The sequence below is a fragment of the Aggregatibacter segnis ATCC 33393 genome, assembly GCF_000185305.1.
GTDB classification, from domain to species: Bacteria; Pseudomonadota; Gammaproteobacteria; order Enterobacterales; family Pasteurellaceae; genus Aggregatibacter; species Aggregatibacter segnis.
The window spans coordinates 1,056,864-1,082,538 of sequence record NZ_GL622200.1 but is presented as its reverse complement, the minus strand read 5'-3'; the positions used below and the strand labels follow the sequence as shown (position 1 = coordinate 1,082,538).

Annotated in this window: 19 protein-coding genes, 2 pseudogenes and 1 riboswitch; of the genes and pseudogenes, 8 read left to right on the top strand and 13 right to left on the bottom strand. The window is 40.1% G+C overall.

The genetic code is table 11. The features are described from left to right. Positions 1 to 94: 94 nt before the first annotated feature. The 6 genes and pseudogenes from HMPREF9064_RS04405 to HMPREF9064_RS04430 all read right to left on the bottom strand — a co-directional run bounded on the left by HMPREF9064_RS04405 (position 95) and on the right by HMPREF9064_RS04430 (position 7,395). Positions 95 to 3,190: a type I restriction endonuclease subunit R gene (locus HMPREF9064_RS04405; protein ID WP_006718409.1), complete on the bottom strand. Its 3,096-nt coding sequence runs from the start codon at positions 3,188 to 3,190 to the stop codon at positions 95 to 97. Between the two features lie 92 nt (positions 3,191 to 3,282). Beyond that, a pseudogene (locus tag HMPREF9064_RS04410) lies at positions 3,283 to 3,516 on the bottom strand (hydroxyacid dehydrogenase); the annotation flags it as partial. A gap of 4 nt (positions 3,517 to 3,520) precedes the next feature. Next, a complete protein-coding gene (locus HMPREF9064_RS04415) occupies positions 3,521 to 4,675 on the bottom strand; it encodes an AAA family ATPase (RefSeq protein ID WP_006718406.1) in 1,155 nt (384 codons plus the stop codon). Between the two features lies 1 nt (position 4,676). Continuing rightward, the gene (locus HMPREF9064_RS10110; RefSeq protein ID WP_006718403.1) at positions 4,677 to 5,228 is read right to left on the bottom strand and encodes a restriction endonuclease subunit S; all 552 of its coding nucleotides are present in this window, start codon (positions 5,226 to 5,228) and stop codon (positions 4,677 to 4,679) included. Positions 5,229 to 5,276: 48 nt separating this feature from the next. Continuing rightward, positions 5,277 to 5,841 (bottom strand): annotated as a pseudogene (locus HMPREF9064_RS10105) (restriction endonuclease subunit S); the annotation flags it as partial. 6 nt (positions 5,842 to 5,847) lie between these two features. Continuing rightward, positions 5,848 to 7,395 (bottom strand): type I restriction-modification system subunit M, encoded by a 1,548-nt coding sequence (locus tag HMPREF9064_RS04430; protein ID WP_006718399.1) that lies wholly within the window; start codon positions 7,393 to 7,395, stop codon positions 5,848 to 5,850. A 315-nt stretch (positions 7,396 to 7,710) separates the two neighbouring features. On the opposite strand from HMPREF9064_RS04430, the gene HMPREF9064_RS04435 reads away from it, so the two are divergent. From HMPREF9064_RS04435 to HMPREF9064_RS04445, 3 genes are read left to right on the top strand one after another with little or no spacing between them, the layout of a single operon-like run. Continuing rightward, positions 7,711 to 8,739: an ABC transporter substrate-binding protein gene (locus HMPREF9064_RS04435; RefSeq protein ID WP_006718398.1), complete on the top strand. Its 1,029-nt coding sequence runs from the start codon at positions 7,711 to 7,713 to the stop codon at positions 8,737 to 8,739. A 58-nt stretch (positions 8,740 to 8,797) separates the two neighbouring features. After that, positions 8,798 to 10,816: an ABC transporter permease gene (locus tag HMPREF9064_RS04440; RefSeq protein ID WP_006718395.1), complete on the top strand. Its 2,019-nt coding sequence runs from the start codon at positions 8,798 to 8,800 to the stop codon at positions 10,814 to 10,816. 1 nt (position 10,817) lies between these two features. Continuing rightward, entirely contained in the window at positions 10,818 to 11,858 is a 1,041-nt protein-coding gene (locus HMPREF9064_RS04445; RefSeq protein ID WP_006718393.1) for an ATP-binding cassette domain-containing protein, read from the top strand. Positions 11,859 to 11,957: 99 nt separating this feature from the next. On the opposite strand, the gene HMPREF9064_RS04450 is transcribed toward HMPREF9064_RS04445, so the two are convergent. From HMPREF9064_RS04450 to metX, 3 genes are all read right to left on the bottom strand, one after another. Beyond that, positions 11,958 to 12,278 carry an HI1450 family dsDNA-mimic protein gene (locus HMPREF9064_RS04450; protein ID WP_032997890.1) on the bottom strand — a complete coding sequence of 107 codons (321 nt, stop codon included), beginning with the start codon at positions 12,276 to 12,278 and terminating at the stop codon, positions 11,958 to 11,960. A 123-nt stretch (positions 12,279 to 12,401) separates the two neighbouring features. Then, positions 12,402 to 13,403, bottom strand: a complete 1,002-nt coding sequence (gene purR / locus HMPREF9064_RS04455) for an HTH-type transcriptional repressor PurR (protein ID WP_006718389.1) — start codon at positions 13,401 to 13,403, stop codon at positions 12,402 to 12,404. A gap of 314 nt (positions 13,404 to 13,717) precedes the next feature. Beyond that, the gene (metX, locus tag HMPREF9064_RS04460) at positions 13,718 to 14,809 is read right to left on the bottom strand and encodes a homoserine O-acetyltransferase MetX (protein WP_006718387.1); all 1,092 of its coding nucleotides are present in this window, start codon (positions 14,807 to 14,809) and stop codon (positions 13,718 to 13,720) included. A gap of 193 nt (positions 14,810 to 15,002) precedes the next feature. On the opposite strand from metX, the gene HMPREF9064_RS04465 reads away from it, so the two are divergent. Continuing rightward, positions 15,003 to 15,725, top strand: coding sequence for a SanA/YdcF family protein (locus HMPREF9064_RS04465; RefSeq protein ID WP_006718386.1), 723 nt, complete (start codon positions 15,003 to 15,005; stop codon positions 15,723 to 15,725). On the opposite strand, the gene cra is transcribed toward HMPREF9064_RS04465, so the two are convergent. The 4 genes from cra to HMPREF9064_RS04485 form a co-directional block, all read right to left on the bottom strand. Then, on the bottom strand, positions 15,709 to 16,698 hold the full coding sequence (gene cra, locus HMPREF9064_RS04470; RefSeq protein WP_006718383.1) for a catabolite repressor/activator: 990 nt from the start codon (positions 16,696 to 16,698) through the stop codon (positions 15,709 to 15,711). The genes HMPREF9064_RS04465 and cra overlap by 17 nt on opposite strands. Before the next feature lie 276 nt (positions 16,699 to 16,974). Beyond that, the gene (ilvN, locus tag HMPREF9064_RS04475; RefSeq protein WP_006718381.1) at positions 16,975 to 17,466 is read right to left on the bottom strand and encodes an acetolactate synthase small subunit; all 492 of its coding nucleotides are present in this window, start codon (positions 17,464 to 17,466) and stop codon (positions 16,975 to 16,977) included. Next, on the bottom strand, positions 17,466 to 19,184 hold the full coding sequence (locus HMPREF9064_RS04480) for an acetolactate synthase 3 large subunit (RefSeq protein WP_006718379.1): 1,719 nt from the start codon (positions 19,182 to 19,184) through the stop codon (positions 17,466 to 17,468). The genes ilvN and HMPREF9064_RS04480 overlap by 1 nt, the downstream gene beginning before the upstream one ends. Before the next feature lie 312 nt (positions 19,185 to 19,496). Then, positions 19,497 to 21,029, bottom strand: coding sequence for a Na+/H+ antiporter NhaC family protein (locus HMPREF9064_RS04485; RefSeq protein WP_006718377.1), 1,533 nt, complete (start codon positions 21,027 to 21,029; stop codon positions 19,497 to 19,499). Positions 21,030 to 21,124: 95 nt separating this feature from the next. Beyond that, positions 21,125 to 21,298: riboswitch (Lysine riboswitch) on the bottom strand. Between the two features lie 160 nt (positions 21,299 to 21,458). Here HMPREF9064_RS04485 and HMPREF9064_RS04490 point away from each other — a divergent pair. The 4 genes from HMPREF9064_RS04490 (at position 21,459) to ftsH (ending at position 25,594) form a co-directional block, all read left to right on the top strand. Next, a complete protein-coding gene (locus tag HMPREF9064_RS04490) occupies positions 21,459 to 21,857 on the top strand; it encodes an H-NS family histone-like protein (protein ID WP_006718374.1) in 399 nt (132 codons plus the stop codon). Positions 21,858 to 21,919: 62 nt separating this feature from the next. Further along, positions 21,920 to 22,756 carry a formyltetrahydrofolate deformylase gene (purU, locus tag HMPREF9064_RS04495; protein WP_006718372.1) on the top strand — a complete coding sequence of 279 codons (837 nt, stop codon included), beginning with the start codon at positions 21,920 to 21,922 and terminating at the stop codon, positions 22,754 to 22,756. Positions 22,757 to 22,914: 158 nt separating this feature from the next. Beyond that, entirely contained in the window at positions 22,915 to 23,544 is a 630-nt protein-coding gene (rlmE, locus tag HMPREF9064_RS04500) for a 23S rRNA (uridine(2552)-2'-O)-methyltransferase RlmE (RefSeq protein ID WP_006718370.1), read from the top strand. A gap of 115 nt (positions 23,545 to 23,659) precedes the next feature. Continuing rightward, positions 23,660 to 25,594 (top strand): ATP-dependent zinc metalloprotease FtsH, encoded by a 1,935-nt coding sequence (gene ftsH, locus HMPREF9064_RS04505; RefSeq protein WP_006718368.1) that lies wholly within the window; start codon positions 23,660 to 23,662, stop codon positions 25,592 to 25,594. Positions 25,595 to 25,675 lie beyond the last annotated feature (81 nt).

Genomic DNA, 25,675 nt, shown 5'->3' with positions numbered 1-25,675 from the left:
AAATTTTGAATTAAAAACGGAGCCGAAGATGTTTTGGGGGATCAAAAGTGCGGTGAAAAAATAGATTGAATTTCAACCGCACTTTTTTATTTGACTAGAGATTTCCTCCAATCCCTTTAAACTTCTCAACAAATGCGGCGATTTTTTGGAATATACGTTGTTTTATTGTGAGGTATTGTGGATTAAGCGGGCTCATTTTAGGGAGTGCGTCATTTAAATCCGTGCCTTGTTCACTGGCGTAGCCACGTTTTAATGAAACGTTAATATAACGTTTCGCTGCATCAATATTCAGTCCTTCACTGCTCATCAATTCATCGGCTTCTTGTTGTTGCTCTTTTTGGGCAAATTGGAAGAACGACTCAATAATGCCGGCTTTGTCGGCAATGTTATCCAAGTCAGTTTGATTAATAAAATCCACAATCAAACTTTCTTTTGCTCGATTTCCTAGGCTTGCTCGAATGATAGAGCGAATTTCATCAATGAGTTCAGATTTATTTTTCGTTTTCTTATTGTGTTCGAAAATCAATTCTAAGATGTAATCCAGATTGATTTCTTGGGATTTTAATAAATCCACTTCAAACACCACATCGTCCCAATCAATCGTTGATTTTGCTTTTTCCTCGCCCTCTTTTTGACGACGGAGCCAATCGCGAATATCATTGTAAGTAGAGCGATAATTTTGAATATTGCGTTCACTTGGTATATCAATAGGCCGCATTTCAGCAAAAGCGTCATCCGTTAAATAATACTTTTCTTTAAAGGCTTCAACAGCTTTTTCATCCGTAGTATCAAGCGATTGGAAAGCTTGCAAAGCGGCAAATTCGTCATAATTTTGCAGAATATTTTCAACCCGCAAATATTCACCAAATAATTTCACAAAGTCTTTCTTATCTTTTTCCGTTTGAATTTCACTTGGATCAGGAAATTTTTCTTTTAGCTCAGTTACAATATCAACATATCCACGACAAGCAACACCGGCATCGGTAAAGCCTTCCATATATTGTTGATAACTTTTTTCCAATACGACATTGCGTGTATTGGACTTACCGAAAAGCGTAATGGCATCAATGGTGTCTTGTTCTAAATCACGGAAGGTCACGATGTTGCCAAAACTTTTAGTGCTGTTATAAATGCGGTTTGTACGTGAATAAGCTTGAATCAAACCATGGTAGCGTAAGTTTTTATCTACGAATAAGGTGTTTAATGTCGGCGCATCAAAACCGGTTAAAAACATCCCAACGACAATCAATAAATCCACTTCTTTGTTTTTGACACGTTTGGCTAAATCACGGTAGTAGTTTTGGAAGGATTTACCATCCACGTCGTAATTTGTTGCAAAATAGCTGTTGTAATCGTCAATGGCTGATTTTAAAAATTCTTTGGCAGTAGAATTCATCGCTTCTACTTCAAAACTTTCATCGGCAATATCTCCTATTGCGTCTTGCTCCTCATTGGCGGCAAAGGAAAAAATTGTCGCAATTTTAAGTGGATTTTTAACCGCACTTTGCAACCGTTTGAACGTTTCGTAATAGATTTTAGCCGCATCGACACTGCTTACGGCAAACATGGCATTAAAGCCATGATTACCCGCATTAAAACGATGGGTTTTTTGTTTGAAATTATCTAAAACATATTGAGCAATTTGCTCGATACGTTTAGGTTGTAAAAAGGCTTGTTTCTTCTCAAGTGCGGTCAGTTTTTCAAGACTTTTTTCGGTTTCAATGCTCTTAAATTGTGGACGAACATCATTGTAATCCACTTTAAATTTCAGTACTTTTTCATCACGAATCGCATCGGTGATAATGTAAGAGTGAAGTTCAATGCCAAAAACACTTGCCGTGGTTTCTGCACCTAATGCGTTACTTGGGAAAATCGGCGTACCGGTAAAACCAAATTGATAGTATTTTTTAAATTTTCTCGTTAGATTTTTTTGCGCTTCACCAAATTGAGAACGATGGCATTCATCGAAGATAAAGACCACTTGTTTATCGTAAATCGGTAATTTATCTTCCGATTTCATCAGGTTATTGAGCTTTTGAATGGTGGTAACAATGATTTTATTGTCGTCTTTGTCGATATTGCGTTTTAACCCCGCCGTATTTTCCGAACCATTCACGCTATCCGGTGAAAAGCGTTGGTATTCCTTCATGGTTTGATAGTCCAAATCCTTTCTATCTACTACGAAGAATACTTTTTCAATAAAGTCTAATTCCGTTGCAAGGCGTGCAGCTTTAAAGCTGGTGAGCGTTTTGCCGGAGCCGGTGGTGTGCCAAATGTAGCCGCCACTTTCTTTATTGCTCCAATTTTTAGCCAAATAAGAACTTTTAATTTTCCATAAAATACGTTCGGTGGCGGCAATTTGATACGGGCGCATAATCAATAGGGTGTCGGAAACATCAAACACACAGTAATTCACCAACACATTAAGCAGGGTATGCTTTTGCAAGAAGGTCGCTGTAAAATCTTTTAAATCTTTAATTAAGGTATTTTTTGCCGTAGCCCAATTCATTGTGAACTCATAGCTATTCTTATCGCGCTTGGTAGTGTTGGCAAAATAGCGAGTATCTGTTCCATTAGAAATGACAAAAATCTGAATGTATTTAAAGAGAGAGTTTTCTTTATTGAAGCTTTCTTTGCTATAGCGATGAATTTGATTAAAGGCTTCACGAATAGCCACACCGCGTTTTTTCAATTCAACATGCACAAGCGGTAAACCATTCACCAAAATTGTCACATCATAACGATTATCATAGCTGCCGGTTTGTTCGAATTGATTGATGACTTGCAGAGTGTTATTGGCAAGATTTTTCTTATCTAGCAGATAAATATTCTGAATGCGTCCATTATCAAACACAAAATCATAAATATAGTCATCATGGATTTTACGGGTTTTCTCAATTAGGCTATCACTGGGTTTATCCAAATATTCCTCTAAAAAACGTCGCCATTCCGCATCGGAGAAAATCACGTTATTTAAGCGTTGTAACTGTGTCCGTAAGTTTTTGACCAACGCATCATGGTTATTGAGCCCCTGTAAATACTCATAGCCTTGTGCCTGCAAATCACGGATAAACTCACGCTCAAGGCTTCCTTCTGTTTGATAACCAGCATTAGGCTCTTCTACAAGCTTATTATATTGATCTAAAACGATAAAATGGTTGGATTCGGCAATGGTTTTGTATTGGGTCATGAGTGGTTCCTTAATTATTAATGTTTTTGCTTTTTCAGATCTTTTTGCCAGTTTTCTAAAATTTCTAAATCTTTAGTATCTATTTACAATGTTTTTGCCTGATATTGCTCACCATTCTGGGCAGTTATTAAGTAATCCTTAATAACTGAAAACTCATCTAACTCTTTGTCTTGTAATATGTTCTGCATATGGGTGGTTATATTTTGTACAGAGGTGTTAAAAAGTTCCGCAATCTGATTTTGAGTCAACCAAGCCTCATTTTCGACAACCAATAAAGCAACGTGAGATTTGCCATCATCGGTATTGTAGATGATTAAGTCGTTCATATTTTTACTCTGTTGTATTATCAGTTTGTGGCTCTTTAATCTTTTCTTCTATATAGAAACCATAATTATTAATTAGATGTTCAAGTAAATATTTAACAATCTTCTTTTCGGCATCTGTTGGTTCAGCGATTATCTCATTTGATAACGTAGAGTGACTAGTAAAATTGATTATACGAGTGTAATAGCTTTGTCTTGCATCATCATTGGGTAATAGATTTGACCATCCTGAATAACCAAGAAAGTTGGTAGTTTTTTCATATAAATTTCTCAGTAACATGAAATGATATTTTTGAATATCTTTAGATTCAACTTTTTCAAGTAGATTTCGTAGAAAAAGATGATAGGAGAAACTTTTGTTTGAACCACCTTGTTTCTCCTCTATATCAAATCTTTCGTTTTCATTTTTATTTTCATCTTTTCTTAGAATATAACCACTTTTTGCTCCAAGCTCATTATATAAAACGTTATAGAATAAAGGGTTGTGTGTAGTGATAATAAATTTTATAGTATTGGGGCTATCTTTGACTAATTCCGCTAAATCAACCGCCAACTGAATAAGATGATTTTCATCTAATGAACTTACTGGATCATCAATAAAAATATATTTAAGTTCATCAAATTCATTAGTAGAGCGTTCTGTTGGTTCAGAAATATTTAATTCAGCAACAACTTGTTCAATTAACGTATGAAAAATACTCCAAATAAAATTACTTTCTTCCCCCCTAGATAGTTTTATATTTTCTTCAGGTGTATCATCTCCACGTGCAAAATTGAATGTAATTTGATTATTATCAATATCAAATTTAGGCATAAGTTTTTCATCACAATAATGATGAAATTTTCCAATCACTTTGCCTTCATCCCCTTGATCTTTAATCAACCAACGAATAAAAGAATTTGGTTGAATCTTTAATTTAGATTCAGCGTCATTAAGAATATAATTATCCCAATAGAATAAATCCTCGGTAAACGCATTGAAATAAAGTATTTTTCTTCGTGTTAGCTCTTCTTCATTACCATGATTTTCTTTAGGTGCGATAAGATTCTTAAAGGCTTTTGATAAACGGGTTTTTCCACTTCCATTAAAGGCGTAAATTAGATTAACCTTTTTATCGGAATCTCTTAACTGTTTTGCAATTTCGTCTAAACTTTTAGTCATATTATTCTCTGCCTGGGAAATTCAATAACAATTCTCTGTAATACTCATACCGCTTTTGGCTTTGTTCAATCGCTAAAGGCAAGCCTTCGGTGATGGAGTTGGTGAGGGTTTCAAATTTATCTAAGATTGAAACGATACGTTGTTGTTCTTCGAGTGGAGGAATTGGTATTACAACATCAAGTATTTGATCCTTTCTTAAATTTGTCTGATCTGTACCATTATCATATTTTGTCAATTGTTTATTTCTATTTAAAAAATGATTAACAAAACTAGGGAGTAATTCCACCTCTTCTTTTACTGTAATTCTTCCTATACGTTGATTAAGAGTATATTTGTTGTCTTCTGTTACAAAGAATGTTTTTGCAAGAGCCTTTCCATTTGGCAAATCACTCATCACAATCAAAATATCCTCTTTAAATAAAGGAACAAGCTGGTCATTACAGTATTTTTTTACAGCTCCATTTGTTGAAATAAATTTTGAATTTATAACAATAAATGAACCATTTTCATCAATGTTTTTTTCATGCCCTTTCCCATTTTGGAAATAAGCCACATCAATAAGTTTCTTCTTCGCCCCCCCCCATATTTAATCGTTCTAAACTATCGAAAGATAACAATCTCTCCCGATAGTATTCATATTGCTTCCGGCGTAGTATAAGCTCGCTGGTAAGCTCGCTGGTAAGCGCTGTCAATGCGTCCAAAATTTTTACGATTTCGGTTTGGACGGAGAGTGGGGGGATGGGGATTGGAATTTGTTGTAGTTTAGCTTTTGTTAATTTTGCACGATCCTTTCCAGCTAAGAATGGAATGAAATTCATATTAGTTAAATAATGGTATAAAAAACGATTATTTAATTTTTCTTTGCCATTCACTACATGAACGTGGTTATTTGCCCAAAATTTACCTACAGCCCATTGGATAGAGTAATTTTCTAGACTAGCAGAACCATCTTCAGCAATTAATACAAATTCTCCATCGTGAGTATATCCCTCGACATAATCCTGTATATTATTTGCACCATAATATGGAATATTCCCTGACACTCGTAAGGATGATTTGACAGGTTTTCTTGCATTATTGACGATATTGGCAACTTCATCTAAGGGCTTCCACTCAACCTCAGCCCCATCTAATAATTTTTCTAAAAAAGTGTGGTTGTTTTTCATGGTGTTTTACCCCTCAATCTCCGCCACAATCTTGTCAATTTCCGCACGCAAGCGGTCGATATTAGCAACGGTTTGTTTAATTTCCGCATTGAGTTTATCGATATCAATCACCTCTCGGGTGTCTTTTTGTTCCACATAAGAACTCACCGCAAGGTTGTATTCATTGTTAACGATGTCTTCAAAGGACACGGATTTGGCTAAATGCGGTACATCTTCTTTATCGGCAAACAATTTGAGAATTTGCTCGATATGTTCCTCTTCCAAAATATTGTTATTGGTGGCGGATTTAAATAAACCGCTGGCATCGATAAATTGGGTTTGGGTATCGGGTTTATGTTTGGAAAGCACCAAAATATTCACCGCAATACTGGTGCCGAAAAAGAGATTTGGCGCAAGCGCAATTACCGTTTCCACATAGTTATTATCCACCAAATATTGACGAATTTTTTGTTCCGCACCGCCACGATAAAAAATACCGGGGAAGGAGACAATCGCCGCACGGCCTTTTGCTGAAAGATAGCTTAACGCATGCAAAATAAAGGCGAAGTCCGCTTTGGATTTTGGCGCAAGCACGCCGGCAGGGGCAAAGCGTTCATCGTTAATCAGTGTTGGGTCATCCGAGCCAATCCATTTTACAGAATAAGGCGGGTTAGAAACGATAGCATCGAAGGGTTTATCGTCACCAAATTGAGGATTCATTAAGGTGTTGCCAAGGGCGATATCAAACTTGTCGTAGTTGATGTTATGTAAAAACATATTCATACGGGCAAGGTTGTAAGTGGTGTGATTGATTTCCTGCCCGAAGAATCCTTCTTCGATGATGTGTTCATCAAATTGTTTTTTCGCTTGCAATAATAAAGAACCCGAACCGGCAGCAGGGTCGTAAATTTTATTGACCTTGTCTTGTCCATATAAAGCCAATCGGGCAATCAGCTTGGAAACGCATTGTGGCGTAAAGAACTCACCACCCGATTTACCGGCATTAGCGGCATAGTTGGAAATTAAAAATTCGTAAGCATCACCGAATAAATCAATATGATTATCTTCAAAGTCACCAAAATCTAACTCGGCAACGCCTTTTAATACCGCAGCGAGACGGCTGTTTTTATCGGCAACGGTATTGCCCAAGCGGTTGCTGGTGGTATCAAAATCAGCAAATAAGCCTTTGATATCCTGTTCAGAAGGGTAGCCAGTAGCGGAGTTTTCAATATCTGTAAAAATGCTTTTTAGGTCTGTATTTAAATTCGGATTAGTATTGGCTGTTGCCACGACATTTTTAAATAATTGGCTAGGGTAAATAAAATAGCCTTTTGCTTTGATAGTATCTTCTTTGATGGCAGCAATAATAGGGTTGTCATCATTAAACGCAGAATAATCAACGCTATCATCGCCACCTTCAATATAGTTGGCAAAGTTTTCACTGATAAAGCGATAGAAAAGTGTACCCAAAACATACTGTTTAAAATCCCAACCATCAACAGCGCCTCGTACATCATTCGCGATTTGCCAAATACGGCGTTGAAGCTCTTCTCGTTGTTGAATTGCAGTGGCCATGATTGAAACTCCTTAGAAATCATAAAAATAATTGAGAATTAAGGCGTTATTCTACCTTTAATGTTATGTTTTGATAAAGATTAAAACCACCTAAAGAATCAAATGAGTAGATAAAAACGAAAAGTGCGGTCTTTTTTCCCAACAAATGTTAAACCGCACCCACAAGTTCCTCGTTTTTGTTTACATGATATTGGTTGTACCTGTATTTATTCGGCTTTCATTGGCATAAAAATTAAACGCAATCGGTTTCGATTTTTTCATGTAATGGCATATAATCTGAGCCTTTCGTTATGTCAGTTATAAGAGAGCGTTCAAATGCAAAAATGGTTTAAACAGAGTTTAGGTTTGGTGTGTCTTTCGTCTTTATTTTTTAGCCAACAGGCGGCGGCGGAAGGACGTTTGACCGTGTATTGCACGGTGCAAAATGCCTTGTGTGAAAAGGTAACGACGCAGTTTGGTGAAAAATATGACGTGAAAACCGAATTTGTGCACGGAGGCACTGAAACCATTTTTGGCAAGATCAACGCGGAGAAAGATAATCCGCAGGCAGATTTTTGGTATGGCGGCACCATTGAGCCTCATTTCCAGGCGGGCGAGTTGGGTTTGTTAGAAGCCTACCGTTCGCCAAAACAAGCGGAAATTTTACCGCAGTTTAAACCACTCATGGCGCAAAAGGGTGATTTCACTTCCGTAGCCTACATGTTGGTGTTGGGCTTTGGTGTGAATACACAAAAATTGGCGCAACTAGGATTGCCTGCGCCGCAAACCTGGGAAGACTTACTCAAACCGGAATATAAAGGTGAAATTCAACTGCCGGATCCGCGTGCTTCCGGTACGACTTATACGATCATGGCAACCTTGATTCAACTTTGGGGCGAAGAGAAAGCCTTTGATTATTTGAAAAAGCTTAATGAAAATGTCTCGCAATATGTGAAAAGTAATTTGGTGACAGCGAATTTATCTCGTGGTGAAAGTGCGGTGAGTGTTGGTTTTGTGCATGCGTATGCCACGGAAAAAGAAAAAGGCGCGCCGGTGGAAACGGTGATCCCACAAGGCAAAACCGGTTATGCGTTGGGCGGTGCGAGTATTATTAAAGGCGCACGCAACCTCGATAATGCCAAACTTTTTATGGATTTTGTGTTGTCGAAAGAGGTGCAGGAAATACCATGGCGTGAATTCGGTTTATATCAAATCCCAACCAATGCCAACGCGGAATCTTCACCAAAATCCGTTGACCCGAAGAAATTAGATTTTGTTGAATTTGATTTTGTGAAATTCGGTTCTAAAGATGAAGGCAAGCGATTAATTAATAAGTGGCTGGCTGACATCAAATTATCGAAATAATCCTACCGATGCTCGGCACCCTATGCTGTGCCGAGCAAGATCTTATGCTGACGTATCCATGCTAAAACACCTATTCCATCAGCCTATCACTTGGATTTTACTCGCTTTTCTGGCATTTGCCTGTTTGCCGGTGCGAGCCTTGGATTATGGTCTTTTCGGGGCGACCGCAACAGAATATTTTGCCGCGATGGGATGGGTTCAGGTCAATATCAGTTGGCTGTGGTTTGGTGCATTATGGATTTTCCCCTTTTTTCAGCGACTGCCTGATTCTCGTTGTTCCGCAAAAATAACCGTTATTTTGACCGCACTTTTGGTTGCTTTCATTTGGTTCTCGGCGGAGGCCTATGCTTTCCGTTTCGGCTATGCGGTGATTTTCCTGTTTATTGCCATCGGCGCCATATTCGTGGATGCCTTAGCGCATTTAGGTTTTTTACGGGGGGAGCGTTTTTTATTGGCGGTCGCCACCGGGCTTGCCGTGTTGGTGATCGGCTTTATTTTTTATCCGATAAGCGCATTATTTACGATCTTTTTTACCGGCGAATCCGGTGAGTCTGGTAATGTTTTTACGTTATTAAACCACCTTGGCTTGTGGAAAGTCATTGGCAATTCCTTGGCGGTATCGTCTGCGGTCGGCGTATGTTCTGTTGCCTTTGCGCTTGTTTTGGCGTTGTACACCACAAGAATTGCCAAACGCAGTTTTTTCATCAGTAAGGTTTTTTCTTTGTTGCCGATGGTGACGCCGCCTTTTGTTGTTAGCTTAGGCGTGATGTTGATGTTTGGTCGCTCAGGCTATGTGACACAATTTCTCGCGCAACATTTCGGCGTGAACCCGAATTGGCTTTATGGTTTTAACGGTATTCTGATTTCCCACACGTTGGCATTAACGCCCATGGCATTTATGTTGTTGGAAGGGGCATTAAAAAACCTTTCCCCGAAATTGGAAGAAGCCGCCGTCATGCTCGGCGCAAATCGTTGGCAGAGTTTCCGTTTTATCGTGTTGCCGTTATTAAAACCGGCACTAGCCAATGCCTTTTTAATCGTGATGGTGCAATCTTTGGCGGATTTCAGCTCGCCTTTCGTGTTAGGCGGCAATTTTGATGTGTTAGCAACGCAAATTTATTTTTACATTGTGGGGGCGCAAAACGATTATTTCTCCGCAAGTGTCTTGGGGATTATTTTGTTAAGCATTTCTCTCGGCGTTTTCTGGCTGCAATATCATTCTATCGGGCGCAAAAATTATGTCACGCTCTCGGGCAAAGGGTTTGAAGGACGCAGTACGCCGTTATCTCTTGGTTTAAAAATCACCGTTGTGAGCATTTTTGCTGCCTGGGTTGGCTTCAATGCCGTATTGTACGGCAGTATTTTTTACGGCAGCGTGATGCAGAACTGGGGTGTTAATCACACCTTTACTTTGCAACACTACATCACGCTATTCGGACAAGGCTGGAAGAACGGTGCGATTCCGTCTTTAGTGCAAACCGTATTATTCGCCGTGATCGCCGCACCTTTTACTGCCATGAGCGGTTTTTTATTGGCGTATTTCTTTTCTCGTCATCGCTTCTTCGGACAAAAACACATTGAATTTCTGACGTTACTCAGTTTTGCGGTGCCGGGAACGGTTGCCGGGGTGTCTTACATCCTTGCGTTCAATAATGTGCCGCTCTATTTAACCGGCACCGGGGCGATCATTGTGCTTTCGATGGTCACGCGCAATATGCCCATTGGTTTGCGTGCCGCATTAGTGAATTTTAAACAACTGGATCCGGCATTGGATGAAGCCGCCTATTCTTTAAAAGCTAGCGCGTTTCAGACGTTACGTTTTATTACCTTGCCTTTATTGAAGCCCGCTTTATTGTCTGCTTTGGTGACCAGTTTTGTGCGTGCGATGACGACCATTAGCGCGATTATTTTCTTAGTTACACCAAGCACCCGCGTGGCAACGTCATTTATTTTAAATCGGGTGGAAGACGGCGATTACGGCTTAGCGGTGGCGTACGGCGCCAGTTTAATTGTGATTATGATGCTGGTTATCGGCTTATTCGGTCGATGGGTTGGTGAGACAAAGTTAGGACGATAACATGACACAATATATTGAATTAAAACAGGTTTATAAAGCTTTTGGTTCAACCAAGGTATTGCAAGATTTCAATCTTACCTTTGAAAAAGGTAAATTTACGACTTTATTGGGCGCCTCAGGTTGTGGCAAAACCACCATTCTACGTCTTATTGCCGGGTTGGAAGATCTCGATCAAGGGCAAATTTTATGTGACGGAAAGGATATCAGCTGTCTACCGCCACAACAGCGAGGCGTGGGGATTGTTTTTCAATCCTACGCGCTTTTCCCTCATTTAACGGTGGGGGAAAATGTGGCATTTGGTTTAAAAATGCAGGAAACCCATTCCTCCGACATTGCTGAAAAAGTTAGCCGAGCATTAAAAATGGTGGAACTTGAAGGGTTTGAGCATCGCCGTATTGAACAACTTTCCGGTGGACAACAACAACGTGTCGCCTTGGCGCGGGCGTTGGTGATTACGCCACAAATTTTATTATTTGATGAGCCGTTAAGTAATTTGGATACCAATTTGCGTCGTACGATGCGTGAGATGATTCGCCATTTACAACAAAAACTCGGTATTACGGTGCTTTATGTGACTCACGATCAAACAGAAGCCTTTGCTATTTCTGATGCAGTAGTGGTGATGAATCAAGGAAAAGTCGAACAGATTGGTTTGCCGAATACCCTCTATCATCATCCAACCTCTCGTTTTACGGCAAACTTCATGGGCGAGGTGTCTTTCTTTCCGGTAAGCGTAAAAAACGGAAACTATGTTCTGGCAGAAAATGCGTTGTCGATTGAATCAGATGTGCCACCGCAAGAGGGAAACTATGTGCTCGGTATTCGCCCTGAAGGCGTGTTCTTGGCACTCACCGGCGAACCTGCGGAACGTTGTGAAGTACAATCGGCGATTTCTATGGGGAGTTATTGGGAGATTCAGGTGCAATGGCATGGTTTGCCATTATTGGTGCATTTAAATCCAAATGATTACATACCAAATCAGCCCGAGTATTTTGTTAAGTTACGTCCGATTGGTTGGTTTGTGCTGCCTGTAGAGGAATAGGAAAGACTGAAAGTGCGGTGGGTTTTTACCGTGTTTTTCGCCCTGTGTTAGACGAACAGGGCGAGGGTATTAACGTGCCGGAATGAACGGAAATACGCGTTATTCTTTCCAAATAATATGATATTGACGATCTTCTTCTCGGTGAGAAATTAAAAACTTGGCAAAAATATCATCCATTTCATCTTGTTCATTCACCAGTCCAATCCAGACTTCGGCATATTCTTCCGGATCAATTAACACGCCAATTTCTTCTTCCCAGTTATCGGCGGTTTCAACAAACTCAACAGCGCCACGTTCTTCAAATTGCAGATTAAATAACAGAATATCGGCAGGATCGAGATTTTCCGGTGCCATCTCTAGAAAAATATCGTAGGCAATATCAATTGCCGTATCGGGATCCAGTTTTTTGAATTCGCTCATTTGTGTATTCCATGCAGTAAATTGAGGGCTCATCATAGCATAATTGTGGGAGAAAGTGCGGTCGGTTTTTATGGTGTTTTAAATGCGAAGAAAAGGGGCTTTTTTAGCCCCTTTTTTATTTACTTATACTATCTTTTTCACCGATTTGCGAACCACCAATTCAGGGTAGATTTCAATTTTTTCTTTTTGATCGGATTTATGGTTAATGCGTTCAAACAATAAATTCACCGCTTGCACACCTAAACGAGACTTAGATTGGTGCACGGTTGTCAGCGGCGGTGAATAAAAACGGGAGGCATGAATGTTGTCATAACCGATAATGGAAATGTCTTCCGGTACACGTAAGCCTTTTTCGCCAATCGCGGAAATCGCACCCAACGCCATGAGATCGTTACAACAAAATACCGCGGTTGGTAAGTTATCTTGGCTTAAAATTTTATTCATGCACTCATAGCCGTCTTCCGGTTCAAAAAAGCCTTCCATCACCCAGTTCGGATTAACGGTTAAACCGGCTTCTTTTATCGCATGGATAAAGCCCTCATAACGGGTTTTCGCGGTTGTTTTGGTGAGCTCACCGGCAATAATGCCGATGTGTTTATGGCCGTTTTCAATGAGATGTTTGGTGGCTAAATAGCCGCCATCAAAGCTGTTATCTTGGATGATGTCTGTGTGTACGTTCGGGCCCCAATCCATCACGACCATCGGGATATTTTCAAAGGAATGAAGTAGATTTAACGAATCCGGCAAGTATTCGGAACACATAACCAAAATGCCATCTACGCGTTTTTTCGCTAGCATTTCTAAATGGTTTTTGATTTTTTCCGCATTATTTTGCGTGTTACACAGAAACAATGAATAACCTTGGCGATAGCAGTGTTCTTCTACTGCATGAATGATTTCCGCAAAATAAGGCGCTTCACTGGTGGTGACGATCATGCCGATAGATTTGGTGGTATTCACTTTAAGGCTACGCGCCACCGCACTTGGGGAATAATTCAGATCTTTGATGGCCTGTAAAACCAAACTTTCGGTTTCTTGTGCCACAAAGCGGGTTTTATTGATTACGTGCGACACCGTGGTGGTGGATACGCCTGCCATTTTGGCAACATCTTTGATGGTAGCCATAACGTTCTCCCTAAAAAATTTTGGCTATTATAAAGAGGTAAGTACTTTTGGTTAAGGGCATAACACAGAATTTTTATTAATCTGTCGGCTTTTTCATATTTGGTTGGCTTTTTATGTGAATTTTTTGTTAAGATATAGGCTCTTTTAACATAAAGACAAAAAAAAGAGGTGAATCATGGGGACTTTCGGTTATGCAATGATGACGGTTGCGCTTTCTCTTAGCGTGATTCTTGTTTTAGCGTTTTCCATTTTCTAATGAAAAACACATCAAAAAGAAACCGCACTTCGTTTTAAAGTGCGGTTTCTTTTTAGACTCATTTTTCTATTTTTCCTGCTAATCCATCACGGATTTTATGTTCAAAAAAGGCGTAGTCCACTAAAAAGGCATCATGACCATAGTCAGAGCTGAATTCGTAATAATTTAAATTCACGCCATTTTCTTCCAATAGCTGTTTGCTTTTGCGTAATTCCGGCAATTTGAACAGTTGATCGTTATCCACAGAAACTAACGTGTAACGTGCTTGAATGCGAGAAAGTGCGGTTTTTAAGTCGGCATAACCGAGGCTTGGATCGTATAAATCCAACGCGCGTAGTAAATGCAGGTAGCTATTGGCATCGAAGCGCGCAAGAAATTTCTGTCCTTGGTAGCTCAAATAAGATTCCACTTGGAAATAGTCCCCCTGCAAATTGCCTTCTGCTTTGGTCGCGCGTCCGAAAGCTTTGGTCAGCTGAACATCTGTGCGATAGGTAAGCATGCCAAGCATACGCGCTAACGCTAATCCTTTATCCGGTTTTGCACCGTCGTAATAATCGCCGTTATTGAAATTTGGGTCACTGATAACCGCTTGACGCATGACGTGATTAAATCCGATGGCTTCTGCACTGAAAGACAGAGAAGAGCATAAATTTACTACGTTGGAAACAAAATCAGGGTAATCAATCGCCCATTGATTGGCTTGCATTCCGCCAAAAGAGCCCCCAATGATGGCGTGTAAATGTGGAATCGCCAGTGAGTCTAGTAATGCTTTTTGTACTTTTACAATATCTTGTACTACGACGGTAGGAAATTGACTGCCGTATGGACGACCGGTTTGCGGATTAACTGAAGAAGGACCGGTTGTGCCTTTACAACCACCAAGCACATTGGAACAAATAAAGAAATAGCGCGAAGTGTCTAATGCCAATCCGTCACCCATGAAGTTTTGCCACCAACCTTGTTGGTTTGCCTCTTGATCAAAATAAGGTTCGGCATCCCCGGTAAGGGCATGGCAAATTAACACGGCATTGCTTTTATCCGCATTCAATACACCGTAAGTTTGATAGGCAACGTCGATGTGTTCCAGTTGACCGCCTAACGTAAGCTGTAAAGGTTGATGGGTAAAAACGGTGGTCTTTTTTATTGTCATTGCAAAATCCGGCGCAATTTCTCTTGTTATCAGTAAAGGTGAGTAACGTTACATCCTGCGGCTATCCCTTGTCAAGAAATTTTAGACGTCTAAACATCTGGAAGTTTTTAAGGCTATAAATAACGAAATTACACTTGAATTCCAGGCTTTTTTTCATTATGTTGAATACCAATTTTTTCTGATAAAACAGCCAATGAAATTGAATTTAAAAGAAAAGTTACAAATATATTTCACACTAACGCAGATGAAACGGCTTTCCCGTTACATGGCGTTATTTATGGCTTTTTTTGCGATTTTGTTGGTGATTGTTGATCAGACCATTGGATACTATGTGCGTAATGACATTTACTATGACATCGAAAAAGTGCCAAATCGTCCTTATGGCTTGGTGCTTGGCACGTCAAAATATTTCTCGGATAACACTCTGAATCTCTTTTATTACAATCGATTATTGACTGCTCAACGTTTGTTTGAAAAAAGAAAAGTAGATTATTTATTGTTAAGTGGTGATAACCGTACATTGCAATACAATGAACCGCGTACCATGTTGAAAGATTTGAAAAAGATGGGCGTTCCGCAAGAGTTTATTTATTTAGATTTTGCCGGATTCCGCACATTGGATTCCGTGGTTCGTGCCGATCAAGTGTTTCAAGCTCATTCTCTCACGATCATTTCACAAAAATTCCACTGTGAACGCGCTCTATTTATTGCAAAATTCCATGACATTGATGCTATTTGTTTCGTTGCCGATTATCCGCAAGGTTATACAAAAGTGCGAGTGCGAGAATTTTTTGCCCGCTTGCAGGCTGTGTGGGATTTATTAATGGAAAGGGAACCGCACTTTTTAGGGGTACCGGAACCTTTGCCCCCACCGGTGACGATTCCCGATGTGACGGATGCTAACAGTGGTACTTAATGACTTTACGGCTTAAAGGCGTGCTATTTACTGTTGTTTTATGTTTTTTCGAAATAGCATCAAATGCCAAATTCAATAGAGATTGCGATACTTTATCGTAATCTTGCACGCTACAAATCACCGGGTTTTCTAATAACTCCAACATTTCAAAATGACCAAAGGTTGCAATCGTTAAGTGATGAGGCACATGCCCAAAACGTTGTAATAATACCAACATCACGCCTTCTAATAGCGTAAATGAAGTGGTAAAAATGGTTGTTGGCAAATTCCCTTTTTCTGATAACCATTGTGCAAATGTATTTGCCGCATTGTTTTTATGAAATTTATCTGTATATAAATAATCAACTTTTACCGTTTTATCTTTCAGTGCTTTGCGAAAACCCAGCTCACGCTCCTTGCTAGTGGGCAATTCAGACAGTGCGCCAAAGAATAACACCTGCTGTTGATTTGGCAGTTTGAGAAATTCCTCTGCTAAGCGACATGCATCGCCTTCATCATCGGTCAATACATTTACCACATTGGGGGATTGAATACGGCGATCAAACCCAATAACAGGTACATCGGCATTTTGATAAAAATCTGTGTTATAAGGTAGAGCAGAAGAGACAACCAACGCATCAACTTGACGTTGTAATAAATGTTTTACGCAGTCTTGTTCATTTTCAATATGATCATTGGAGCAAGAAATTAACAGCTGATATCCTTTTTCTCGCAAGCGATTTTCTAACTTGTTGGCGATTTTTGCGTAGCTGATATTTTCAAAATCAGGAATAATCAAACCAATAGTTTTACTTTTACCTACGCGCAAGCTTGCCGCCATGGCATTGGGTTTGAAATCATATTGCTTAATCAGCGCCTGCACTTTGGCTATCGTGCTATCGCTTACGCGATATTGTTTAGCTTTTCCATTCACAACGTAGCTCACCGTTGTGCAAGAAACGCCCGCTAACTTGGCGATTTCATCTAATTTCACATTAACTCCTTATAAATGTCAGAAATAGATCGTAGATTGATTAAATTGCACAAATTTTGCATGTAACTACGTAGATTATAGCATCTCATTTTATTAAAAATGGAATGCATGTCACAAAATTGTTTATATGTTCAAAATATGCTGGGATTGGGTGGAAATAAGCTTATCAAACTGTTAAGTGGGATTTGCTTTGCTCTTGCGTATTTAAAAAATTAAATAAAAAGTGCGGTCAAAATTTACAACGAATTTTGACCGCACTTGGTGTTTATATAGCGACTATAAATAGCCTTTTTCTCCACGTGGTAAGCTCACTAAACCGGAGCGGACGATTTCGATGACAACGGCTTCTTCTTTTAGGGTACTCACGAAGGCGTCCAGTTTGTCTTTGGTGCCGGTGAGCTGGATGATGTAAGACTTCGTGGTGACGTCCACAATTTGCGCACGGAAAATATCCGTCAAACGTTTCAGTTCTTCTCGCGCTGCGCCTTGTGCACGTACTTTAATTAACATCACTTCACGCTCAACGTGTTCGCAGCCGCTTAAATTAATCACTTTGAACACATCCACTAATTTGTGTAGTTGCTTTTCAATTTGCTCTAGCACTTGTTCATCACCGTAGGTTTCGATAGTCATACGGGATAACGTTGGATCGTCTGTTGGTGCTACAGTAAGGCTTTCAATGTTGAAAGCACGTTGTGAGAATAAGGCGACGACGCGGGATAACGCACCTGATTCATTTTCGAGTAATACTGATAAAATTCTACGCATTATGCATTCTCCGGTTTAGTCAAAATCATTTCATTCATAGCGCCACCACGCACTTGCATTGGGTAAACGTGTTCGTTGGCATCAACGTTGACGTCAACAAAGACCAGTTTATTTTTTATACTGAACGCTTGTTGGAGTTTTTCTTCCAGTTCTTCCGGTTTGGCGATTTGAATACCCACATGATCGTAGGCTTCCGCTAATTTTACGAAATCCGGCAACGAGTTCATGTAAGTTTGCGAATGGCGACCGGAATAAATCAAATCCTGCCATTGTTTCACCATACCGAGGAAATGGTTGTTCAAACAAATGACGACGATAGGAATATCATACTGTTTGGCGGTAGAAAGTTCTTGAATGTTCATTTGAATACTTCCATCACCGGTAATACAAACCACCGTCGCTTTCGGATCGGCAAGTTTTACGCCAAGTGCAGCAGGTAAACCGAAGCCCATGGTGCCAAGCCCACCGGAATTGATCCAACGACGTGGTTGGTCGAACGGGTAGTGTAATGCAGCAAACATTTGGTGTTGTCCTACATCAGATGCCACATAGGCATTACCCTTGGTTAGGCGATAAATCGTTTCAAGCACTTGCTGTGGTTTGATCACGCCACTGTGACGATCGAAATTGAGGCATTTTTCTGCTTTCCATTGTTCGATTTCTTTCCACCAATCGGTTAAATCAGATTGGGATTTCGCAAGGTTTTCATCTTCCAATAACGATAAAAATTCGTCTAATACGCTTTCTGCGCTGCCTACAATTGGAATTGCCACCGGTACGGTTTTGGAAATGGAGGTGGGATCCACATCCACATGAATCACTTTCGCATTCGGGCAATATTTCGCGAGATTATTGGTGGTGCGATCGTCAAAGCGAACGCCGATACCTAAAATCAAGTCGCTGTTATGCATTGCCGTATTGGCTTCATAAGTGCCGTGCATACCAAGCATCCCAAGGAATTGTCTATCCGTACCCGGGAATGCGCCTAGGCCCATAAGAGAAGATGTGACTGGCAAATTTAACTGTTTAGCAAAGCGTGTTAAGGCATTGTGGCAGTTGGCCGAAATGACACCACCGCCCACGAAAAGCACCGGTTTTTTTGCCACCAATAAGGCTTTTAAGGCTTTTTTGATTTGCCCTTTGTGACCTTGCACCGTTGGGCTGTAAGAACGCAAAGTGACTTCTTCCGGATAAGTGTAGGCAAATTTGTTTAATGGATTAACAACATCTTTTGGTAAATCAATGACCACAGGGCCTGGACGACCGGTAGAGGCAATATAAAAGGCTTTCTTAATGATGGTCGGAATGTCTTCCGGGTTTTTAACTAAAAAACTGTGTTTCACGACCGGACGGGAAATCCCCACCATGTCGCATTCTTGGAAGGCATCACTACCAATTAACCCCGATGGTACTTGCCCGGAAAGCACCACTAACGGAATAGAATCCGCATATGCGGTAGCAATGCCGGTAATGGCATTGGTGGCACCAGGGCCGGAGGTAACTAAAACACAGCCTACTTTACCGGTGGCTCGTGCGTAACCATCAGCCATGTGTACTGCGGCTTGTTCGTGGCGTACTAAAATATGTTCAATACCGCCGAGGGTATGAATGGCATCATAAATGTCTAAAACTGTACCGCCAGGATAACCAAATAAAAATTCAACACCTTGATCACGCAAGGATTGAACGACCATTTCTGCTCCCGATAATTTTTTCATTTTCACCTCTTAATATGTTGCTTCAAAAAACGCTGATTTTTTTTACCGCACTTTTACATAAACAACGTAAATGTGGGTACTTTGTAGGAATGAAATTATTTTTAATGGAAAGCAGCTAAGTTGTCTATTTAAAATTTGATGGAAAAATGAATTTTTTCTGAATTTGCCAGTATAAAATTCTTTTTAAATTTTAATTTTGGTTTTTTATAAAATTATTTTTATTTTAGGTATAAAAAATGCGACTTTATGCCGCATTTTATAAATTTAACAAAATTATATTTTTTGTTTTGGTTTTGTGCGCTAGATCACAATTTAGCGTTTTTTAAAGATAAACACGAGTAAGGCAAGTACAGCACCTGTGGTGATAAAACCAAGTAGACCGGAATAGGTGAAACCGACAACGATATAGCCCGCAATAGTTGCGGTTGCCACGGTAAGGGCATAAGGCAACTGTGAGGTAACGTGATCCATGTGGTCGCATTTTGCCCCAGTGGAAGACAAAATGGTCGTATCGGATACCGGTGAGCAGTGGTCACCGCAAACGGCTCCCGCCATCACTGCGGATAAGCAAGGCAACATAAATTCTACAGAGCCAGGCATTGCGTGAGAGGCGATTGCTGCAGCGATAGGTAACATAATACCGAAGGTTCCCCAGCTGGTGCCGGTGGAGAATGCCATAACGGATGCCAAAATAAATAAAAGTGCAGGTAATAAAGCAAGTGGCAATGTATCGGAAACTAAAGAGGCTAAATAAGCACCGGTTTTCACATCGCTTACCACATTATTAATTGTCCATGCGAAGAATAAAATGAGAATCGCACCAGACATGGATTTAATCCCTACGCCCCACGCTTTGATGTATTCGGAGGTATTCACCAAACGATCGGCAAAAATACAAAGTGAAGCAACTAATACCGCACTTAAACCACCGGTCACTAATGACACGCCAACGGTGGTATTTTCAAATGCACCTAAGATAGAGAAAGGTTTGCCATCGGCGGCTAAGGCTTCGTTACCCGTATACATCATGGCGGAAACGGTCACGATAATTAAGGTTAAAATCGGTAGTACAAGATTACGTACATGGCCTTTTATGTCAGAGAGTTGTTCTTCTTCTGTATTTTCAGCTTCTAATGCAAGTTTTTCATGTTGTGCCATCGAGCCAATATCAAAAGAGAAATAGGCAACAAAGAACACCATTAAAATGGAGAAAATGGCATAAAAGTTCATAGCACTCATTGCCATAAATGCACCGATAGGGGTGTAGCCGGTGAGTGAGTAGGTTGCAAATAAGCCTGCGATTAACGTAATAATGTACGCTCCCCAGCTGGACACCGGCATAAGCACACACATCGGCGCGGCTGTAGAGTCGAGAATATAAGCTAATTTAGCGCGAGATACTTTGAATTTATCGGTAATTGGGCGAGCAATTGCACCGACAGCTAAGCTGTGGAAATAGTCATCAATAAAGGTAATGAAAACTAGTGCTGCGGCAACTAATTTTGCACCACGACGATCTTTAATGTGTTTTTGCGCCCATTCGGCAAATGCACGGTTACTGCCGGACATGCTTAAAAGTGCGGTCAAAACGCCAAGCAATAATAAGAAAAGCAGAATGTTAATGTTGTTGCTATTCAAACCGTCTTCTGTAATGAAAAGGGAAGAAATATTATTTTTTAAATACACTAAGGTATTCAGCGGTTCGAAGTTCGCCAACATGGTGGCACCGACCAGAATCCCGACACTTAAAGAAAGGATAACTTTACGCGTAACAATCGCTAATACTAACGCAAGTAAAGGAGGAAGTATTGACCAAATTGACGATGAATAATCGATGAGTTCCATATGTTGTTCTACCTAAAATTAAGGGAGAACCACTGACTTTAAATATTTAGAATAATCAGAAATGATTTAAAACGGCAGGTAAATAAAGACCCAACCTAACCAGTAGCGCTCCATAGTTGTTATTGACTATGACAGTGACGGTTCTTTCGAAGACGCCACCAACCAGTTAAAACGACTTTTAACTGATTTCGGCAAACGTTCCTTTCCATTTTCTTCATCGTTATCCACTCTGAAAATATACTTATAACGTTTGCACCTCTACGTATGTATAGGACACCACAAGACTACAATAAAAAAAGAGGAATGCCAATAAGGAAAATGAAATTTTACGTCATAAATAAATTCGATAAATTCTGTTTACCTAGAATATTTATTTGTTTATGATAGTTAAGGATTTTATATTAATAATGAATATCGGAGGTAAATTTAATGGCTGAAGTGTTAAAAGTTTTAACAAATATTCGTAGTTTACGTGTACTTGCTCGAAACGAATCGTTGGAATTATTAGAAAGTATTTTAGAAAAGTTACAACTGGTTATTTCTGAAAAAAGAGAAGAACTCTTGAAAATTCAACAAGAGGAAAAAGAGCGTCAAGAACGCATCGCTAAATATAAAGATTTATTGAAACAAGAAGGTATTACCGTCGATGAATTAGCTGAGATTTTAGGTGCGGAAGTTCCTCGTAAGAAGCGAGAAACACGCCCTGCAAAGTATCAGTATGTGGATGAAAATGGCGTAACAAAAACTTGGACTGGTCAAGGCCGTACGCCAAAAGCGATTCAAACAAAATTAGATAAAGGTCAATCTTTATCCGATTTTGAAATTTAATATTGTTTTAATTATCGTAAGAAACCCATTTTTATGGGTTTCTTTTTTATTAAGAGGATAATATGGTTGAAAATAAAATATTATTGACAGATTGTCCTGATGCGAAAGGACTTATTTCTAAGATCACAAATATTTGTTATAAGCATCAATTAAATATTGTGCATAATAATGAATTTGTTGATTTTGAAACCAAACATTTTTTTATGCGCACGGAACTACAAGGGATTTTTAATGAAGAAACTTTGTTGGCCGATTTAGCGCTGAGTTTACCTGAAGGGACCAATTGCCGTCTCATCAGTACAAAACGTAAACGAATTGTGATTTTAGTCACGAAAGAGGCGCATTGTTTAGGCGATATTTTGATGAAAAATTACTATGGTGGTCTTGATGTGGAGATTGCTGCCGTGATTGGAAATCATGATTCATTGCGTACGTTGGCAGAACGTTTTGATGTACCGTTTTTCTGCATTAGTCATCAAGATTTAACCCGTGAAGAACACGATGAGTTGCTCGCTGAAAAAATTGATGAATTTGCACCGGATTACATTGTGCTTGCGAAGTATATGCGCGTGCTAAATCCAAAATTTGTGGCTCGTTATCCTAATCGAGTTATTAATATTCACCACTCATTCTTACCGGCATTTATTGGTGCGAAACCTTATCAACAAGCTTATGAACGCGGCGTGAAAATTATTGGTGCAACAGCGCATTTTATTAATAATGAGTTGGATCAAGGACCGATTATTATGCAGAATGTGATCAATATTGACCATACTTATAGCGCGGAATCTATGATGAAAGCCGGGCGTGATGTAGAAAAAACAGTATTGAGTCGCGCTTTAGATTTGGCATTGCACGATCGTATTTTCGTTTATAAAAATAAAACGATCGTTTTATAGACCGCACTTTAATTGCTACAATAAGCACCATTCTGATTTAAGCCACCTTTCTGTCAAAAATCGAGGAAAGGTGGATTTTTTATTAATGATGATTTAAGGCTTGAAAAGTAAAGCTTAAGCCTTCATATATAACGACATTACAAAATACAAGACAGGTTATGGGCAAGAAAAAACGCTCGGCGAGTTCTACTCGCTGGTTAAACGAACATTTTAAAGATCCTTTTGTACAAAAAGCGCATAAGCAAAAACTGCGTTCCCGTGCATATTTCAAACTTGATGAAATCCAGCAAACAGACCGTTTATTTAAACCGGGTATGACAGTGGTCGATCTTGGTGCCGCTCCGGGTGGTTGGTCGCAGTATGTCGTCAGCCAAATTGGTCGGAATGGACGCGTTATCGCATGCGATATTTTGGAGATGGATCCCATTGTAGGGGTTGATTTCCTACAAGGGGATTTCCGTGATGAAAATGTCCTGAGTACTTTGCTAGAACGCGTTGGCGAAGAAAAAGTCGATGTGGTGATGTCGGATATGGCGCCTAATTTCAGTGGAATGCCATCAGTGGATATTCCACGCGCAATGTATTTGGTCGAGCTTGCATTAGATATGTGCAAACAGGTGTTGGCGAACAAAGGCAGTTTTGTTGTAAAAGTTTTTCAGGGTGAAGGTTTTGATGAATACTTAAAAGAGATTCGTTCTCTCTTTAGTGTAGTAAAAGTTCGGAAACCTGAGGCCTCTCGAGATCGCTCTCGGGAAGTTTATATCGTTGCAAGTGGCTATAAGTTTTAATGGGTTAAGTAACAAAGAAAGACAATCAATTTGATAACTTTAACTTTCGAAATAAATATAGTAACCTTGCAACATTTTATTAACTTTATAAGTATGGGGTAATGCCTTGAACGATATGGTAAAAAATTTAATTCTTTGGGTTATTGTTGCTGTTGTAATGATGACGGCATATCAAAGTTTTAATTCGACTTCTACCGGCAGTGTAACGGACTATACAACTTTTATTACTGATGTTGAAAATAGTCAGGTGCGTCAGGCTAAGTTTGAAGACAATGAAATTTTAGTTACCAAAGCAGACGGTTCTAGATATACAACAGTCATTCCTTTAGAAGATAAAAACTTACTGAATGATTTATTAAATAAAAAAGTCAAAGTAGAAGGCACGCCTCCGGAAAGAAGAGGATTATTATCTCAAATCTTGATTGCTTGGTTCCCGATGTTGTTATTAATCGGCGTCTGGGTTTTCTTCATGCGTCAAATGCAAGGTGGTGGCGGTAAAGCCATGAGCTTTGGCAAAAGTCGCGCGCGTATGATGACACAAGAGCAAATCAAAACCACTTTTGCCGATGTGGCCGGTTGTGATGAAGCGAAAGAAGAAGTGGCTGAAATCGTTGACTTCTTACGTGAACCGAAAAAATTCCAAAATTTAGGCGGTAAAATTCCAAAAGGGATTTTAATGGTTGGTCCTCCGGGGACCGGTAAAACGTTATTGGCAAAAGCGATTGCCGGTGAAGCGAAAGTACCTTTCTTCACGATTTCCGGTTCTGATTTCGTTGAAATGTTCGTGGGGGTTGGGGCTTCTCGTGTGCGCGATATGTTTGAACAAGCGAAGAAAAATGCGCCTTGTTTGATTTTTATCGATGAAATCGATGCCGTCGGTCGCCAACGTGGTGCTGGGCTTGGTGGTGGTCATGATGAACGCGAGCAAACCTTAAACCAAATGTTGGTTGAAATGGATGGCTTTGAAGGTAATGAAGGCGTTATCGTGATTGCTGCAACTAACCGTCCGGATGTTTTAGACCCAGCGTTAACCCGCCCGGGACGTTTCGACCGTCAAGTTGTGGTTGGATTGCCTGATGTGAAAGGTCGTGAGCAAATTCTTAAAGTTCACATGCGAAAAGTGCCTGTTGGGCCGGATGTTGATGCAATGACCCTTGCGCGAGGTACGCCGGGCTATTCCGGTGCGGATTTGGCAAACTTGGTGAATGAAGCGGCGTTATTTGCTGCACGCACCAATAAACGTATCGTTACGATGGTTGAGTTTGAAAAAGCCAAAGACAAAATCAACATGGGACCTGAACGTCGCACCATGATCATGACTGACAAGCAAAAAGAGTCCACCGCATATCATGAAGCGGGTCATGCCATTGTCGGTTATTTGGTGCCGGAACACGATCCAGTGCATAAAGTAACAATTATTCCACGCGGACGTGCTTTAGGTGTAACCTTCTTCTTACCGGAAGGCGACCAAGTCAGCATCAGTCAAAAACAATTGGAAAGTAAACTTTCTACATTGTACGCAGGGCGTTTAGCAGAAGACTTGATTTACGGCGAAGAAAATATTTCTACAGGCGCTTCTAACGATATTAAAGTGGCAACTAATATTGCTCGTAACATGGTTACTCAATGGGGTTTCTCCGATAAACTTGGTCCAATTCTTTACACTGAGGATGACGGGGAAGTATTCTTGGGGCGTTCCATGGCGAAAGCAAAACACATGTCTGATGAAACTGCTCATGTGATTGATGAGGAAGTGCGTGCGATTGTGAGTCGTAACTATGAACGTGCGAGACAAATTCTGATCGACAATATGGATATTTTACACGCCATGAAAGATGCGTTAGTAAAATATGAAACCATTGAAGAAGAGCAAATTAAACAGTTGATGAATCGCCAACCGGTTACACCGCCAGCCGGTTGGGAAGAACCGAAGGGCACTAATAGCGCTGAGCCTCAACAGCCAAAAGCTGAAGAGCCTAAAGCAGTAGAGACTCAACAGCCTGAAAGTGCGGTAGAAAAAAACGACGATTCTGCCTCCTCTGATAACTAAACAAAAAAAGCCTTTTCGGTTCGCCGCAAAGGCTTTATTATTGCAACCCGCTTCTTTAAGCGGGTTTATTTTTTGGAGTCA